This is a genomic window from Erythrobacter sp. EC-HK427 (genome assembly GCF_902498745.1).
Classification (GTDB): Bacteria; Pseudomonadota; Alphaproteobacteria; order Sphingomonadales; family Sphingomonadaceae; genus Alteraurantiacibacter.
In genome coordinates this window covers 1358415-1372484 of the sequence record NZ_LR701479.1, presented here as the reverse complement: position 1 = coordinate 1372484, position 14070 = coordinate 1358415, and the positions used below count along the sequence as shown (strand labels likewise).

At 63.7% G+C, this 14070-nt stretch carries 16 protein-coding genes; 9 read left to right on the top strand and 7 right to left on the bottom strand.

The features are described from left to right. Positions 1-169: 169 nt before the first annotated feature. Together GC121_RS06715 and GC121_RS06710 are read right to left on the bottom strand one after the other, a co-directional pair. Positions 170-841 (bottom strand): glutathione S-transferase family protein, encoded by a 672-nt coding sequence (locus tag GC121_RS06715; RefSeq protein ID WP_151973350.1) that lies wholly within the window; start codon positions 839-841, stop codon positions 170-172. Between the two features lie 73 nt (positions 842-914). Further along, positions 915-1274, bottom strand: a complete 360-nt coding sequence (locus GC121_RS06710; protein ID WP_234421138.1) for a hypothetical protein — start codon at positions 1272-1274, stop codon at positions 915-917. Between the two features lie 111 nt (positions 1275-1385). Here GC121_RS06710 and GC121_RS06705 point away from each other — a divergent pair, with 111 nt between their 5' ends. The 7 genes from GC121_RS06705 to GC121_RS06675 all read left to right on the top strand — a co-directional run bounded on the left by GC121_RS06705 (position 1386) and on the right by GC121_RS06675 (position 7616). Further along, positions 1386-2816: an NAD-dependent succinate-semialdehyde dehydrogenase gene (locus GC121_RS06705; RefSeq protein ID WP_151973349.1), complete on the top strand. Its 1431-nt coding sequence runs from the start codon at positions 1386-1388 to the stop codon at positions 2814-2816. A 12-nt stretch (positions 2817-2828) separates the two neighbouring features. Further along, entirely contained in the window at positions 2829-3935 is a 1107-nt protein-coding gene (locus tag GC121_RS06700; protein WP_151973348.1) for an S-(hydroxymethyl)glutathione dehydrogenase/class III alcohol dehydrogenase, read from the top strand. A 36-nt stretch (positions 3936-3971) separates the two neighbouring features. After that, positions 3972-5408 (top strand): amidohydrolase family protein, encoded by a 1437-nt coding sequence (locus GC121_RS06695; RefSeq protein ID WP_151973347.1) that lies wholly within the window; start codon positions 3972-3974, stop codon positions 5406-5408. A gap of 24 nt (positions 5409-5432) precedes the next feature. Then, positions 5433-5831 carry a VOC family protein gene (locus tag GC121_RS06690; protein WP_151973346.1) on the top strand — a complete coding sequence of 133 codons (399 nt, stop codon included), beginning with the start codon at positions 5433-5435 and terminating at the stop codon, positions 5829-5831. Continuing rightward, complete coding sequence (locus tag GC121_RS06685) at positions 5828-6217, top strand: VOC family protein (RefSeq protein ID WP_339390115.1); 390 nt, start codon at positions 5828-5830, stop codon at positions 6215-6217. The genes GC121_RS06690 and GC121_RS06685 overlap by 4 nt, the downstream gene beginning before the upstream one ends. After that, on the top strand, positions 6218-7057 hold the full coding sequence (fghA, locus tag GC121_RS06680; RefSeq protein WP_151973345.1) for an S-formylglutathione hydrolase: 840 nt from the start codon (positions 6218-6220) through the stop codon (positions 7055-7057). 64 nt (positions 7058-7121) lie between these two features. Continuing rightward, on the top strand, positions 7122-7616 hold the full coding sequence (locus GC121_RS06675; RefSeq protein WP_151973344.1) for a VTT domain-containing protein: 495 nt from the start codon (positions 7122-7124) through the stop codon (positions 7614-7616). Here the strand turns inward: GC121_RS06675 and metW are convergent. From metW to GC121_RS06660, 3 genes are read right to left on the bottom strand one after another with little or no spacing between them, the layout of a single operon-like run. Next, positions 7613-8200 carry a methionine biosynthesis protein MetW gene (metW, locus tag GC121_RS06670; RefSeq protein WP_234421137.1) on the bottom strand — a complete coding sequence of 196 codons (588 nt, stop codon included), beginning with the start codon at positions 8198-8200 and terminating at the stop codon, positions 7613-7615. The genes GC121_RS06675 and metW overlap by 4 nt on opposite strands. Next, a complete protein-coding gene (locus tag GC121_RS06665) occupies positions 8197-8505 on the bottom strand; it encodes a hypothetical protein (protein ID WP_151973342.1) in 309 nt (102 codons plus the stop codon). Before GC121_RS06665 ends, metW begins: the two co-directional genes overlap by 4 nt. Beyond that, on the bottom strand, positions 8498-9604 hold the full coding sequence (locus tag GC121_RS06660; RefSeq protein ID WP_151973341.1) for a homoserine O-acetyltransferase: 1107 nt from the start codon (positions 9602-9604) through the stop codon (positions 8498-8500). The genes GC121_RS06665 and GC121_RS06660 overlap by 8 nt, the downstream gene beginning before the upstream one ends. Positions 9605-9848: 244 nt before the next feature. Here GC121_RS06660 and GC121_RS06655 point away from each other — a divergent pair, with 244 nt between their 5' ends. Both GC121_RS06655 and GC121_RS06650 read left to right on the top strand, forming a co-directional pair. Next, on the top strand, positions 9849-10952 hold the full coding sequence (locus tag GC121_RS06655; RefSeq protein WP_151973340.1) for a histidinol-phosphate transaminase: 1104 nt from the start codon (positions 9849-9851) through the stop codon (positions 10950-10952). Further along, positions 10942-11847: a prephenate/arogenate dehydrogenase family protein gene (locus GC121_RS06650; protein WP_151973339.1), complete on the top strand. Its 906-nt coding sequence runs from the start codon at positions 10942-10944 to the stop codon at positions 11845-11847. Before GC121_RS06655 ends, GC121_RS06650 begins: the two co-directional genes overlap by 11 nt. A 177-nt stretch (positions 11848-12024) precedes the next feature. Here GC121_RS06650 and trxB read toward each other — a convergent pair whose 3' ends face one another. After that, positions 12025-12996 carry a thioredoxin-disulfide reductase gene (gene trxB / locus GC121_RS06645; protein ID WP_199857784.1) on the bottom strand — a complete coding sequence of 324 codons (972 nt, stop codon included), beginning with the start codon at positions 12994-12996 and terminating at the stop codon, positions 12025-12027. A 378-nt stretch (positions 12997-13374) separates the two neighbouring features. Then, a complete protein-coding gene (locus GC121_RS06640) occupies positions 13375-14034 on the bottom strand; it encodes a hypothetical protein (RefSeq protein ID WP_151973338.1) in 660 nt (219 codons plus the stop codon). Positions 14035-14070: the final 36 nt, after the last annotated feature.

Genomic DNA, 14070 nt, shown 5'->3' with positions numbered 1-14070 from the left:
TTGTGCCGAGCGAGCTCCGCGATACCCTAGCTAACCCGCGCTGAAATCGGGCGCGAAGCGGCCGACCGAGCGCACAGCGCGACCCGCAGGTGCCGCGCAGCCGGAGCGTAGCCCCGGCGGAGCGAATAGCACCGAGGACGAAGGCGCGGATGCGCCTTCGCAAAACAAATCAAGCGTTGACGTCAGAGTAGTGCTTCGGCGGCGGGATGCCGTCCATTTTCTGGCGCAGCAGCGGCGCGAAGCTGGGGCGGCTTTTGATCACGCGGTACCAACCATGCGCGCTTTGGTGGCCCGTCCAGTCGATCCCGTCGAGGTAATCCACCACCGAAAGCTGCGCGGCGGCGGCAAAATCAGCCAGGCTTAATTGCGCGCCCGCCAACCAGCGGCGATTGTCCACCAGCCAGTCGAGATAATCGAGATGTTCGTGCAGCAGCCGCGTCGTCTCGCGCAAGGTGCGGCTGTCGGGTGACTGGCGCAGCACCAGCCGCTTCTTGACCTTCTCGTGCAGCAGAGGCCCGGTGATATCGGCAAAAAAGGTCTCGTCATACAGCGCCACCAGCCGCCGGACTTCCGCCCGTGCGCGCGCCGAGCCGATAATCAGCGCGCGATCCGCCACCGTCTCTTCCAGATACTCGCAAATCGCCTGGCTATCGATCAGCGTCACCCGCTTTTCCTCATCGTGCAGCACCGGCACGCGGCCTGCGGGATTGAGCCGCCGGAAATCGTCACCCGCATCCCACGGATAGAGCGTGACGAGCTCATACCCGATCTTCTTCTCGCCGAGCGAGAGCTGCACCTTGCGGCTGAACGGACAAAGCGGGAAGTGATAGAGATGCCACATGATTGTCACACGCTATTGCCGCAAGCGCAGGCAGCGGTCTAGCCGGATTGCCCGGAAATTTTACAGCGCCTGCTTACATCGCCTGCCGCGGCAAAAGCGGCAGGCAAACCGGCATCAACTGATCGAGTGTGCCCCCGGTGCGGATGTCTTGCGCGGCCTGCGAAAGCAGCACCGCCAGTCCCTCGCGCGAAAGGCCGGTTTCATCCATCAGCTGCGCGGAAGACCGGACGAAAAACTCGCGCCCTGTCGCGCGGATATCGGGATAGGCGAGCGCGGAAACCTCGCCCGCTTCCTGCGCGCCAGCCACCAGCGCGAACGCCGCCGAACAGCGCAGCAGCATTTGCTGCTCCAGCGTGAGATCGGGCTCTGCCTCCTGCGCTAGGGCGGAAGCAGGGGCGGCGAGCAGGGCCAAGGCAAAAAGGGTTCGGAACATCGCCTCCCTCTACTAGTCCTTACAGGTGAACCCAAGCTGCATATTGGCCCCAGATTCACCCTTGTGCTGGCGCGCGGCGCCGCAGATATGGGCCGCCAAGAGGAGACTGACATGACCGATTACCCCGCCCTGCACCTGCTGATCGATGGCGAACAGCTTTCGGGCGATGGCCGCACAAGCGAGGATGTTATCAATCCCGCCACCGAGGACGTGCTCGGCCAGCTGCCGCACGCAACCAGCGCCGATCTCGACCGCGCGCTGGAGGCGGCAAAGCGCGGTTTCCATAGCTGGCGCAAGACGTCTGCCGACAAGCGCGCCAGCATCCTTACCAAGGCCGCTGCCCTGCTGCGCGAGCGGGCGGGCGCACTCGGCCCGATCCTCAGCTTGGAGCAAGGCAAGCCGCTCGCCGAAGGGCGCGGCGAGTTCATGTATTCGGCCAATCTGCTCGAATTCTACGCGCAGGAAATCAAGCGCGTCTATGGCCGCACGCTGGTGCGCCCCGAAGGCCAGCGCGCCGAAGTGCAGTATCATCCGGTCGGGCCGGTCGCGGGCTTTGCGCCGTGGAATTTCCCCGCGATCAATGTGATGCGCAAAATCGGCGGCGCGTTAGCGGCAGGCTGCTCGGCGATCGTCAAACCGTCCGAGGAAACGCCTGCCAGTGGTATCGCCATCGTACAGGCTTTGTGGGATGCAGGCGTGCCCGGCGATGTGGTGCAATGCGTGTTCGGCGTGCCGTCGGAGGTGAGCGAGCATTTGCTCGGCTCCCCGATCATCCGCAAGCTGACCTTCACCGGCTCCACTCCGGTGGGCAAGCATCTGGCGAAGCTGGCGGCAGAAGATCTCAAAGTCACCACAATGGAGCTGGGCGGCCACGGCCCCGTGCTGGTGTTCGATGATTGCGATGTCGACCGCGCGGTGCAGGTGATGTTCCAAGCGAAATTGCGCAATGCCGGGCAGGTCTGCGTCAGCCCGACGCGCTTCCTGATCGAGGAAGGCGTCTACGAACGCTTCCGTGACGGGTTTGTCGAGCGGATGAAGGCGGTGAAGGTCGGCGACCCGCTCGCCAGCGGCACCGATATGGGCCCGATGGCCAATGCCCGCGGGCTGGAGAATATCGGCAAGGTGATCGCCAATGCCCGCGAAGCAGGCGCGCAGGTGCTCGCGGGCGGAGAGCGGATCGGCAATCAGGGCTTCTTCCACCAGCCGACCGTGCTCGCCGAAGTGCCGCTCGATGCCAAGATCATGAATGAAGAGCCGTTCGGCCCCGTTGCCGTGCTCAACCCCATGAAGGGCGAGGAGGCGATGATCGCGGAGGCCAACCGCCTCCCCTACGGCCTTGCCGCCTATGCCTGGACGAGCGACGCCGCGCGCCGCAGCCGCCTTGCCGCCGATATCGAAGCAGGGATGCTCGCGATCAACGGGGCCAGCGTCTCGACCGTCGACGCGCCGTTTGGCGGTGTCAAATGGTCCGGCTATGGCAGCGAAGACGGCCGCGAGGGCGTGATGGCCTGCATGGTGGTCAAGACCGTCCACGAAGGCTGAGGAGAGACACGCATGAAAACCAGAGCCGCCGTCGCCTTCGCACCCAAGCAGCCGCTCGAAATCGTCGAGCTTGATCTCGAAGGCCCCAAGGCAGGCGAAGTGCTGGTCGAGATTATGGCGACGGGCATTTGCCACACCGATGCCTACACGCTCGACGGGCTGGACAGCGAAGGCATTTTCCCGAGCATTCTGGGCCATGAAGGCGCAGGGATCGTGCGCGAAGTGGGCGAAGGGGTGAAGAGTGTCGCACCGGGCGATCACGTCATTCCGCTCTACACGCCCGAATGCCGCCAGTGCAAAATGTGCCTCAGCGGAAAAACCAATCTGTGCAGCGCCATCCGGGCGACGCAGGGCAAGGGCCTGATGCCCGATGGCACTTCGCGCTTCAGCTACAAGGGCGAGACGATCTACCACTATATGGGCTGCTCGACCTTTTCGAACTTCACCGTCCTCCCTGAAATCGCCGTCGCCAAAATCCGCACTGACGCGCCGTTCGATACCTCCTGCTATATCGGCTGCGGCGTGACGACGGGCGTCGGCGCGGTGGTGAACACGGCGCAGGTGAAGCCGGGCGACAATGTGGTGGTGTTCGGCCTTGGCGGGATTGGCCTCAACGTGATCCAGGGCGCGAAAATGGCCGGGGCGGATCGCATTGTCGGCGTCGATCTGAACCCCGCCAAGAAGGAATGGGGCGAGAAATTCGGGATGACCGATTTCGTCAATCCCAAGGAAACCGCCGATGTGGTGGCGCATCTTGTCGAGCTGCTCGATGGCGGGGCGGATTACTCCTTCGATTGCACCGGCAACACCGATGTGATGCGCCAAGCGCTGGAATGCTGCCACAAGGGCTGGGGCACCAGCATCATCATCGGCGTCGCCGAAGCGGGCAAGGAAATCGCCACCCGTCCCTTCCAGCTGGTGACGGGCCGCAATTGGCGCGGCACCGCTTTCGGCGGGGCGAAGGGAAGGACGGACGTTCCCAAGATCGTCGATTGGTACATGAACGGCAAAATCGCCATCGACCCGATGATTACGCACCGCCTGACGCTGGAAGAGATCAACAAAGGCTTTGACCTGATGCATTCGGGCGAGAGCATTCGCAGCGTGGTGGTGTATTAGATCGCAACACGGATAGGATGAGGGGGGATAAAAGGTATGCGTAACATAGTACTCGCAGTGGCGACGACGATCCTGGCAGCAGCCATGCCGGCACAGGCGCAAACCGCACTTGTTGGCGGCACGCTGATAGACGGGACTGGCGGTGACGCGGTGGAGGATGCGGTGATCGTGGTCGAAAACGGGCGGATCGCCTGCGCCGGTCCGCGCAGCACTTGCTCCATTCCCGCAGGCGCGGCGGTGCAGGATGTTTCAGGGCGCTTCATCACTCCCGGCCTGATTGATGCGCATGTGCACTTTTCCCAGACCGGCTGGCTCGACGGGCGGCCCGACGGGCTGAATAATCCTGACGTTTACCCCTATGCCGCAACCGTGCAGGCATTACGGGAAGACCCGGATCGCTGGCACCGTTCGTATCTGTGCAGCGGCGTTACCGGCGTGTTCGATGTTGGCGGCGCGCCGTGGACGGTCACTGGCGCGCATCGGGAAACCGAAGGCCGCGCGGATCGCGCGCATGTCCGCGCGGCAGGGCCGCTCATCACCTGGCTCGATTCGCTCAACGCGCTTTTTGCCCCCGGGCCGCTTGCGGACCAGCCGACATTCCTGCCGATGGAATCGGAAGAGCAGGTTCGCGCTGACATCGCTCGACTGGCAGCGATGGGCTCCGATGCAGTGAAAGTCTGGTTCATCGCCCCGCCTTCGCCGGACGATGGCGTTCGCCTCGATGCGCTGATGATGGTGGCGGGCGAAGCCGCGCGCGAAGCGGGTTTGCCGCTGATCGTCCACGCGACCGAGCTCGAAGCAGCGAAAACCGCCCTGCGCGCGGGTGCGAACATGTTGGTCCATAGCGTCGCCGATGATGTCGTGGACGAGGAATTCATCGCGCTCCTGCTCGCCAATGATGCCACTTATGCGCCCACGCTGGTCGTCGGACGCAACTGGGTTCGCGCGATAGTTTCCGCCGCGACCGGGGAAGTGGTGAACGTGCGGGACGACAATCGCTGCGTGGACGAAGCACTCATGGGCCTGATTGCCGATCCTGGTGTTGCCACCGCGGCTGTGCTCGCTGGCACCAACGGGCGCGTCACGCCGCTGGCCAACGCTTTCGAACTCATTGGCAGGGAAGGCGTTATCATGGCGCAGAACCTGCGCGCGGTGCGCGATGCCGGGGGACGGATCGTGCTCGCCACCGATGCCGGCAATCCGCTGACACTCCATGGCCCCTCGGTCTACGACGAGATGGAAGCGATGCAGGCGGCGGGGATGTCGCCGGGCGAGATCATCCGCGCAGCCACCGCCAACGGCGCGATCGCGATGGGTATGGCCGACACGGTCGGCATACTGCGGGAAGGAATGACGGCGGACCTGCTGGTGCTCGCCGAAGACCCGCGCGCCAATATCGCCGCCTTCCGTTCGCTCACCCATGTGATGCGCGAAGGCGAATTGCACACCCAGCAAGAATTGCAGCAGCGATAATTTCACACCGGAAGGAAACCCCCAATGTTCAGCCACATCATGATCGGCACCAGCGATCTCGACCGCGCCGCCGCCTTCTACGAAAAAGTGCTCGCCGTGCTGGGCGCACCTGCGCCGCGTTTCAACGAAGCGCCAACCGGCCACCGCCGCGCGATGTTTGTGCATGGCGGCAATGTGTTCATGTTGTCCGAACCGATCAATGGCGAGCCTGCAACCTGTGCCAATGGCATGACCGTCGGCTTTGCCTGCTCCTCGCCCGAACAGGTGAAGGAATTGCACGATGTCGCGGTCGCTAATGGCGCGACCTCGGTGGAGGATCCGCCGGGCCTGCGCGGCGGGCGGGCGCTGGGCGATCTGCATTTGTGCTATTTCCGCGATCTGGACGGACACAAGGTCTGCGGCCTGCACCGGGTGGCGAAGTGAGCTCCATTTTCACGCACATTGTTGTCGGCACCAACGATCCTGCTGCTTCCGCCGCGTTTTACGATGCGACATTCGCCGCGCTCGGCATCAGTGGTGGGCGATCGGGCGATAGCGCCTATTACGGCGGATATGACGGCGGCTTCTTCTCGGTCGGCCCGCCGCGCAACGGGGAGCCTGCGACTTTTGCCAATGGCGGCACCATTGGCCTCGCCGCGCCCGATCAGGCGGCGGTTGACCAATGGCACGTAGCAGGGCTCGCCCACGGTGGCAGCGATGAGGGCGCGCCGGGCCGCCGCGATATGGGGCCGAGCAAGCTCTACGGTGCCTATCTGCGCGATCCATCGGGCAACAAGATCGCCGCCTTCACTTTCAACGTAGAGGATTGAATGGTGCTGGAACACATCTCCACCGCGCGGTGCTATACGGGTGAACAGCAGGTCTGGCGGCATCACAGCACGAGCACCGGCACGCCGATGACCTTTGCGATCTACGTGCCCGATCACGCGCCCGGCGCAAAGCTGCCGGTGATCTGGTGGCTGTCGGGCCTCACCTGCACGCATGAAAACGCGATGATCAAATGCGAATACAAGCGCGCTTGTGCCGAGCATGGGATCATCTTCGTCTGCCCCGACACGTCTCCGCGCGGAGACGGCGTGCCCGATGACGAGGCGTATGATTTCGGCCAAGGCGCAGGGTTCTATGTCAACGCGACGCAGGAACCGTGGGCCGAACACTTCCAGATGCGCCGCTATTTCGAGGACGAGCTGCCCGCGCTAGTCGCCGCCAATTTCCCCGTCGATATGGAGCGGCAGGGGATTTCCGGCCATTCGATGGGCGGCCACGGCGCGCTCACCGTCTCCTTGCGCAATCCCGGCCGCTTCCGCTCGACCGGCGCCTTCGCGCCCATTGTCTCGCCCTTGAACTGCCCGTGGGGCGATAAGGCGCTGACCGGCTATTTGGGCGAAGACCGCGCGGCGTGGCGCGAATATGATTCCGTCGCGCTGATCGAGGATGGTGCGCGGGTCGCGCCGCTGCGGGTGGAGCAAGGCACGGGCGATGAATGGCTGGAGCCGCAGCTCAAAACGCATCTCTTCACCGATGCGCTCGCCAAGGCGGGGATGCAGGCCGAAGTGCTGCTGCACGAAGGCTATAACCACGGCTATTTCTTCGTCAGCACTTTCATCGCCGATCACATCGCCTGGCACGCCGGATATTTGAAAGGCTGAAACATTCCGGCAATCTCTGGCGAATATACGGGGAACTGCAAACGCTTTCCCGCGCTGGAGGCTTATGGATTACGCCGCGCCATCCTGGTTGCCGCTCGGCTTTGTCGAGGCGCTCGCCGCATCGCCCTATGGCGCGTTTGCGGCCCCGGCGATGATCGCGTTGCTGGCGTTTGGTAGCATATTCTTTTCGATCCCCGGCACGCTGACGCCGACGGCGTTTGTCTCCGGCCTGCTGCTGGGCATGGGCGGTTTGCTGATCGTGGTGGGCGCGGCGGCGCTGGGGAGCCATTTGCTGTTCCTCATCACACGGCGCTGGCTGGGGGAGCGGATGCAGCGCAAGTTTGGTGCGCGGCTGGACCAGATGGCGGATCATCTGCACAAGCGGGGGCCGTTCTACGTCGCCACCGCCCGCCTTGGCGGCGTGCCGCATTTGCTGATCACCGCAGGCGCCGCACCCACGCCGATCACCGCCCAGATGTTTGCCTTGGCGAGCTTTGTGGGGATGCTGCCCATATTGACACTGGCGGCGCTGGCGGGCTCGGGGGTGGCTTTGCTCTAACGGCTCAACCGGAACACCGCGTGTTCGGCGCGCCAGTTGGCATTTGTTCCGCCGATCTCCCGTCCGCGGGCGAAGAACCATGCGCTGTCTACCGCAACGCCCCTTTCGGCGAGCAGGTCGCGGAAGTCCTCCACCGTCAGATGGTGGATGTTCTTCGTGGCATACCAGCTTTCGGGCAAGTGCCGCACCACCGGCATCCGCCCGGTGCGCAGCAGTGCGAGCCGCATCCGCCAATAGGCGAAGTTGGGGAAGCTGACGAAAGCGGTGCGGCCGACGCGCAGCAGCTGGTCGAGCAGCCAGTCGGGGCGTTCTGCTGTCTGCAAGGTCTGGCTGAGGATCGCCACGTCAAAGGCCTTGTCGGGATAGTCTGCCAGATCGCGATTGGCATCGCCCTGTACCACGCTTAGCCCCCTCGCGACGGCTTGTTCGACCGCGAGCGGATCAATCTCGATCCCGCGCGCGTCCACGCCCTTGCCGTCGCGCAATTCCGCCATCAGCGCGCCATCGCCGCAGCCGATGTCGAGCACCCGCGCGCCTTCGGGCACGTTGGCGGCGATCTTCGCAAGATCGGGACGCAGGTTCACGCCGCCGCTCCCTGCCAGTGCTTTTCGAAATCGCCGGACTTGATTTCGAGCACGAAATAGTCTGCGTCGGTCTTGCCGATCGGGATTTCCCAAAAGGAGCATCCTATAAGCGATCCGAATGCGAAGGGGCTTGCTCCGTCCGGATAGCTGGAGATGGCATCCGTTGAAACCCGGCCATCAGCGAAAATCTCGATCATGCGCGTTACATTTCCAGCGGCGTCGACCTCATAGTAGAAACGCACCGGTTCCTCGGGATTAGTATGGCGCCATTCCCCTACGAAGAATTTGTAGGTACCCTCAACCATCGATGAACCCCTTCACCACGCGGTCCAGCGCCGGGACATCGAGCAGAAAGCTGTCATGCCCGTAAGGCGCGGAAAGTTCGACAAAGCTGACCGGCGCGGCCACGGCATTGAGCGCGTGGACGACTTCGCGCATATCGGCGGTGGTGTAGAGCCAGTCGGTATCGAAGCTGACAAGGCAGAAGCGCGTATCGCTCGCCCCGGCAAAAGCATCGGCCAGGCGCCCTCCCGCCTCTTCTGCCAGATCGAAATAGTCCATCGCGCGGGTGATATAGAGATAGCTGTTGGCATCGAACCGGTCGGTAAAGCTGATCCCCTGGTGGCGCAGATAGCTTTCGACCTGGAAATCGGCATCGAAGCCGAAGCTCTTGGCTTCACGATCCTGCAATTGCCGCCCGAATTTCTCGGTCAGCCCCTGTTCGGAAAGATAAGTGATGTGTGCCGCCATACGCGCCACAGCGAGCCCCTTATCGGGTGATTTGCTGCCGTAATAGGCGCCGCCCTGCCAATCGGGATCGGCCATGATCGCTTGCCGTCCGACTTCGTGAAAGGCGATGTTCTGCGCGGTGTGGCGGGCGGTGGTGGCGATGGCGAGGACGCGCTGCGTCCGTTCAGGCCAGTTGGCCGCGCAGCACAAGGCCTGCATCCCGCCCATCGACCCGCCGACGACCGCGTGCAGCGTCCCGATCCCCAGCACATCGAGCAGCGCGATCTGCGCGCGCACCATATCGCGGATGGTGATGACCGGGAAATTCATGCCGTAGCGCGCGCCATCGGGGCCGATGGTGGCAGGCCCGGTCGAGCCCATGCAACTGCCCAGTACATTGGCGCAGATAACGTGGAAGCGGTCCGTATCGATCGGCTTGCCGGGGCCGACCATGCGTTCCCACCAGCCGGGCTTGCCGGTGACGGGATGCGTGCTGGCGACGAACTGGTCACCCGTCAGCGCGTGAAACAGCAGGATGGCGTTGGACTTGTCGGCGGCCAGCGCACCATAGGTTTCGTAAGCGACCTCGACGCCCGCCAGCTCGCGCCCGCTGTCGAGCGGCAGCGGAGCGGGCAGCGTCACGCGCTGGAGATCGAGACTGTGCACGGTGGCCATAGCGGAAGGCGACTTGGGGGAGCGTGGTTGCCAAGTCAATTGGTTCGCGTGGGGCGCCGCAATGGCAAGACCCGGCGGCGAAGCCGCGAAACTCTATCGCGCAGAGCACGCAGAGTGCGCAGAGGCGATAGTGCAAGGCTCTCTGCGCCCTCCGCGTGCTCTGCGCGAAAAATCCTCAAAGCGCCTGCGGCGCTGTTCGCACAAACACTGTGCAAGCCCGCGCCCTCGCGCTAAACGCGCCGCGATGAGTAGCACGCGCCCCCAAATGAAGCCCTATGTGGCCGCCATTCACGCCTATGTTCCCGGCAAGAGCAAGGCTGCCGATGGCAAGCCGCTGGTCAAGCTGTCGGCGAACGAAAACCCGCTCGGCTGCTCTCCGCTGGCGCTGGATACGCTTGCCGAGGCGGGGAGCCCAAAGGACTACCCCGATCCGGGTTCGACGGCATTGCGCGAAGCCATCGGTGCGCTGCACGGGATTGATCCGGCGCGCATCGTCTGCGGCACCGGCTCGGACGAATTGCTCAATCTCACCGCGCAAGCCTATGCCGGGCTCGGCGACGAGGTGCTGTTCAGCCGCTTCAGCTTTGCGGTGTATGACATCGCCGCCAAACGCTGCGGGGCAACGCCTGTGGTGGTGCCCGACTGCGATTATACCGCCGATGTCGACGCGCTGCTGGCGGCGGTGAGCGAGAACACGCGGGTGCTGTTCATCGCCAATCCGAACAACCCTACTGGCACATTCTTGCCGCGCGGCGAGATCGCTCGCCTGCACGCGGGCCTCCCCGCCAATGTGCTCATGGTGCTCGACCAGGCCTATGCCGAATATCTGGCGCCGGAAGACGATGATGCGGGACTGGCCTTGGCTGCGGCGCATGACAACGTCCTCGTCACCCGCACCTTCTCCAAGATTTACGGCCTTGCCGCCGAACGCATCGGCTGGGCGACCGGTGCGCCGCATCTGGTGGATCCCCTGAACCGCATCAGAGGGCCCTTCAACGTGACCTCAAGCGGGCAGCGCGCTGCTGTTGCTGCCTTACGCGATCAGGACTTCGTGGCTGCCAGCCGCGCGCACAACACCGCCACCCGCGCCCGCTTTGTCGGGCGGATCGAGGCGCTGGGCAATCACGGCCTGCGCGCCGTCCCGAGCGAGGCGAATTTCGTGCTGGTGGAGTTCAACGGCGCGGTAACCGCCACCGCCGCGCTTGAGGCGATTGCGGGGGGAGGCTTTGCGGTGCGGCATTTGCCCGAACTCGACCACTGCCTGCGCATCACCATCGGCACGGCGGAGCAGATGGACACCATCGCCGACTTGCTCGACACGCTAACAGGCGCTGCAAATGCCGATTGAGCGGGTTGCGATTATCGGGCTGGGTCTGCTCGGCGGCTCTGTAGGGCTGGCGGTGCAGGAGCGATTGCCGGCTGTGCGGCTATCGGGCTTCGATGCCGATCCCGCCGTGCGCCAGCGCGCCGCCGAGCGCGGGCTTGTCCACACCGTAGCCGATGATGCAGCAGAGGCTGTGCGAGGGGCCGATCTGGTGATCCTCTGCGTGCCGGTGGGTGCGATGCGCAGCGCTGCCAAGGCCATCGCGCCCGGGCTGTCGGAGCAAGCGATTATCAGCGATGTCGGCTCCTCCAAGCAGCGGCTCGCCAAGGCATTGGCCGAGGAATTGCCCGGCCACCACATCATCCCCGCCCACCCCGTTGCGGGCACCGAGCAGTCGGGGCCGGATGCCGGATTTGCGAGCCTGTTCGCGCGCCGCTGGTGCATTCTCACGCCGCCCGAAGGCGCGGATGGGGCAAAGGTGGCGCAGCTGGCGGGGTTCTGGGAAGCACTCGGCTCCAAGGTCGAGATCATGGATGCGGCGCACCACGATATGGTGCTCGCGGTCACCAGCCATATCCCGCATCTGATCGCCTACACCATCGTCGGCACCGCCAGCGATCTGGAGGAAGTGACGCGCAGCGAAGTCATCAAATATTCCGCCGGGGGTTTCCGCGATTTCACCCGCATCGCGGCGAGCGACCCGACGATGTGGCGCGATGTGTTCCTGCACAACAAGGATGCGGTGCTGGCGATGATGCAGCGCTTCGAGGCGGATCTGGGCGCGATGCGCGCCGCCATCGAGGCTGAAGATGGCGAAGCGATGTTCGACCTCTTCACCCGCACCCGCGCGATCCGGCGGGGCATTCTGGACGAGGGTCAGGACGATGCGCGGCCCGATTTCGGGCGCGGACACGAGTAGCTCTTCTCCCCTCCCCTTGGGGAGGGGCCGGGGGTGGGGGTTCGGCAGTCAAACTGTCACACCACGCTCGCACCGCCGAACCCCCATCCCAACCCTTCCCCACGGGGAAGGGCTTTTAGAGCGCGAAACACTCAATCCATCTCCTACTGCCTACTGCCTAATGCCTACTCCCCAAATCTACTCCGCCGCCACAGCCTCGTGTCGCGCGTGTTCAAGCGTCGCCAGAAACCGCTCTGCATCCAGCGCCGCCATGCAACCCGTGCCCGCCGCCGTCACCGCCTGGCGATAGGTGTGGTCCATCACATCGCCGCAGGCGAACACGCCGGGGATGTTGGTTTTCGGCGTGCCGGGTTCGACGATCAGATAGCCGCTTTCATCAGTCGGCAACTTGCCCTTGAACAGCTCGGTCGCAGGCGCGTGGCCGATGGCGACGAAGGCCCCGTCCACTTCCAGCGTGGAAAGCTCACCCGTCACCGTATCGCGCAGTTCGAGGTGGTGCAGCTTGCCATTCTCGCCTTTGACAAACCGCGAGACGGTCTTGTTCCACAGCGGGGTGATCTTCTCGCTGGCGAACAGGCGATCCTGCAGGATCTTTTCGCTGCGAAGAGTATCCCGCCGGTGGATCAGCGTCACATCGTCCGAATGGTTGGTGAGGTAGAGTGCTTCCTCCACGGCCGTATTCCCGCCGCCGATGACCGCGACCTTCTTGCCGCGATAGAAGAACCCGTCGCATGTCGCGCAGGCGGAAACGCCCTTGCCGCCCAGTTCCTGCTCGCCCGGAACGCCCAGCCATTTGGCCTGCGCACCGGTAGCGATCACCAGCACATCGCCGATATATTCATCGCCGCTATCGCCCACCGCGCGGAACGGGGAGCCGTTAGCCAGATCGACCTCGACAATCGTGTCCCACATCATCCGCGTGCCGACGTGTTCGGCCTGTTTCTGCATCTGCTCCATCAGCCAAGGGCCCTGGATCACGTCGGCAAAGCCGGGGTAATTCTCGACATCGGTGGTGATCGTCAGCTGCCCGCCGGGCTGGATGCCCTGCACGACAATCGGCTGCATCCCCGCGCGCGCACCGTAAATGGCGGCGGAATAGCCTGCGGGGCCGGAACCGATGATGAGCATACGGGTAGTGTGGGTGGTCATGATGCGTCTCGAATCTGTCTGCGGTGTTCGCGTTTTGAGGTAGTGTGCAGCGGCATTCGCATCAAGCGAACACGCGGTTTCATCCCAAGGGTTGCGCACATGCGAGGAGTTAGAGCACTTTCGGACCAATCTGGGTCACCCTGACGGAGCCGATTTTGGCTCAGCGCGAGGAAAGAGGAGGGAGCCATGCCAAAGCATAGTGACCGACGATTGACGCGGCGATGGGCCAAAATCGGCCCGCCCCGTCCGGGGTCGCGTCAGGAAGCCCGCTGGCTTCGTCGCGGCCCTTGCAGGGGCAACCGGCCCCTGCTGCGGACCGCTCCTGTCCAGCGGGCTTCCTGACGCGATCAGGGCGATCCAGATTGGTCCGAAAGTGCTCTAAAATTCGGCCGAATTGGTTAGCGCATCGCGGCCCGCGCTTTTCGCTCCTTCAAGCGCCGCCACGCCGCCATATTTCGCAGCGATCAACCAGGAAAGGTTGTTGAACTGCTGGTAGGCAAAGCGCCGGCAATTGCGGCACGGCGCCCAGTATTTCACAACGCCGTTCTCGCGCGTGAAAGACAGCAACACCCATTCTTTGGGATCATTTTCCAAAGCCATTTTGATGTGGTTGTAGACCTTTGGCTCGGCGCAATTCATCGCGCCCCTGCCATGGTCGTCAAAGCCCTTCTTGTTGATCTGCTCTGTTGAGAAGCCGCCCCCTCCGGGCGTTTGTAGGAAGTTGGTCAGTTCGGTGGTTATCGCGGCACCGATGTCACCCTTCACCGGCCTGCTCGACTGCCTGAGCGTCTTCAGCTGCTTGAACCCGTCCTTACCGGAAAACAGAGAGACCTTGGCGCTCCCATCAGCTTTGATCGCAACGGCGCAAACCGTGCTGTCGGCAACCTTTGTCCCGGCATAGGCTGCTTGTGCGGCAGCAAGCGCCTGATCGTAATATTCTTCGAGTTTCACCGTCGCCCCCCAACAATGTGCTGCGCTTGGAAACGATGCGCAGCGACAGAGGCATATCACGAAGCGCGCGGAGAAAACACCGCGCACACGAAAAGGGGCGACACCTTGCCGCCCCTTTGTGTT

Excerpts from the sequence above, each read along its gene's own strand:
- GC121_RS06715 (WP_151973350.1), bottom strand. The coding sequence starts at position 841 with ATGTGGCATCTCTATCACTTCCCGCTTTGTCCGTTCAGCCGCAAGGTG.
- GC121_RS06710 (WP_234421138.1), bottom strand. The coding sequence starts at position 1,274 with ATGTTCCGAACCCTTTTTGCCTTGGCCCTGCTCGCCGCCCCTGCTTCC.
- GC121_RS06705 (WP_151973349.1), top strand. The coding sequence starts at position 1,386 with ATGACCGATTACCCCGCCCTGCACCTGCTGATCGATGGCGAACAGCTT.
- GC121_RS06700 (WP_151973348.1), top strand. The coding sequence starts at position 2,829 with ATGAAAACCAGAGCCGCCGTCGCCTTCGCACCCAAGCAGCCGCTCGAA.
- GC121_RS06695 (WP_151973347.1), top strand. The coding sequence starts at position 3,972 with ATGCGTAACATAGTACTCGCAGTGGCGACGACGATCCTGGCAGCAGCC.
- GC121_RS06690 (WP_151973346.1), top strand. The coding sequence starts at position 5,433 with ATGTTCAGCCACATCATGATCGGCACCAGCGATCTCGACCGCGCCGCC.
- fghA (WP_151973345.1), top strand. The coding sequence starts at position 6,218 with ATGGTGCTGGAACACATCTCCACCGCGCGGTGCTATACGGGTGAACAG.
- GC121_RS06675 (WP_151973344.1), top strand. The coding sequence starts at position 7,122 with ATGGATTACGCCGCGCCATCCTGGTTGCCGCTCGGCTTTGTCGAGGCG.
- GC121_RS06665 (WP_151973342.1), bottom strand. The coding sequence starts at position 8,505 with ATGGTTGAGGGTACCTACAAATTCTTCGTAGGGGAATGGCGCCATACT.
- GC121_RS06660 (WP_151973341.1), bottom strand. The coding sequence starts at position 9,604 with ATGGCCACCGTGCACAGTCTCGATCTCCAGCGCGTGACGCTGCCCGCT.
- GC121_RS06655 (WP_151973340.1), top strand. The coding sequence starts at position 9,849 with ATGAGTAGCACGCGCCCCCAAATGAAGCCCTATGTGGCCGCCATTCAC.
- GC121_RS06650 (WP_151973339.1), top strand. The coding sequence starts at position 10,942 with ATGCCGATTGAGCGGGTTGCGATTATCGGGCTGGGTCTGCTCGGCGGC.
- trxB (WP_199857784.1), bottom strand. The coding sequence starts at position 12,996 with ATGACCACCCACACTACCCGTATGCTCATCATCGGTTCCGGCCCCGCA.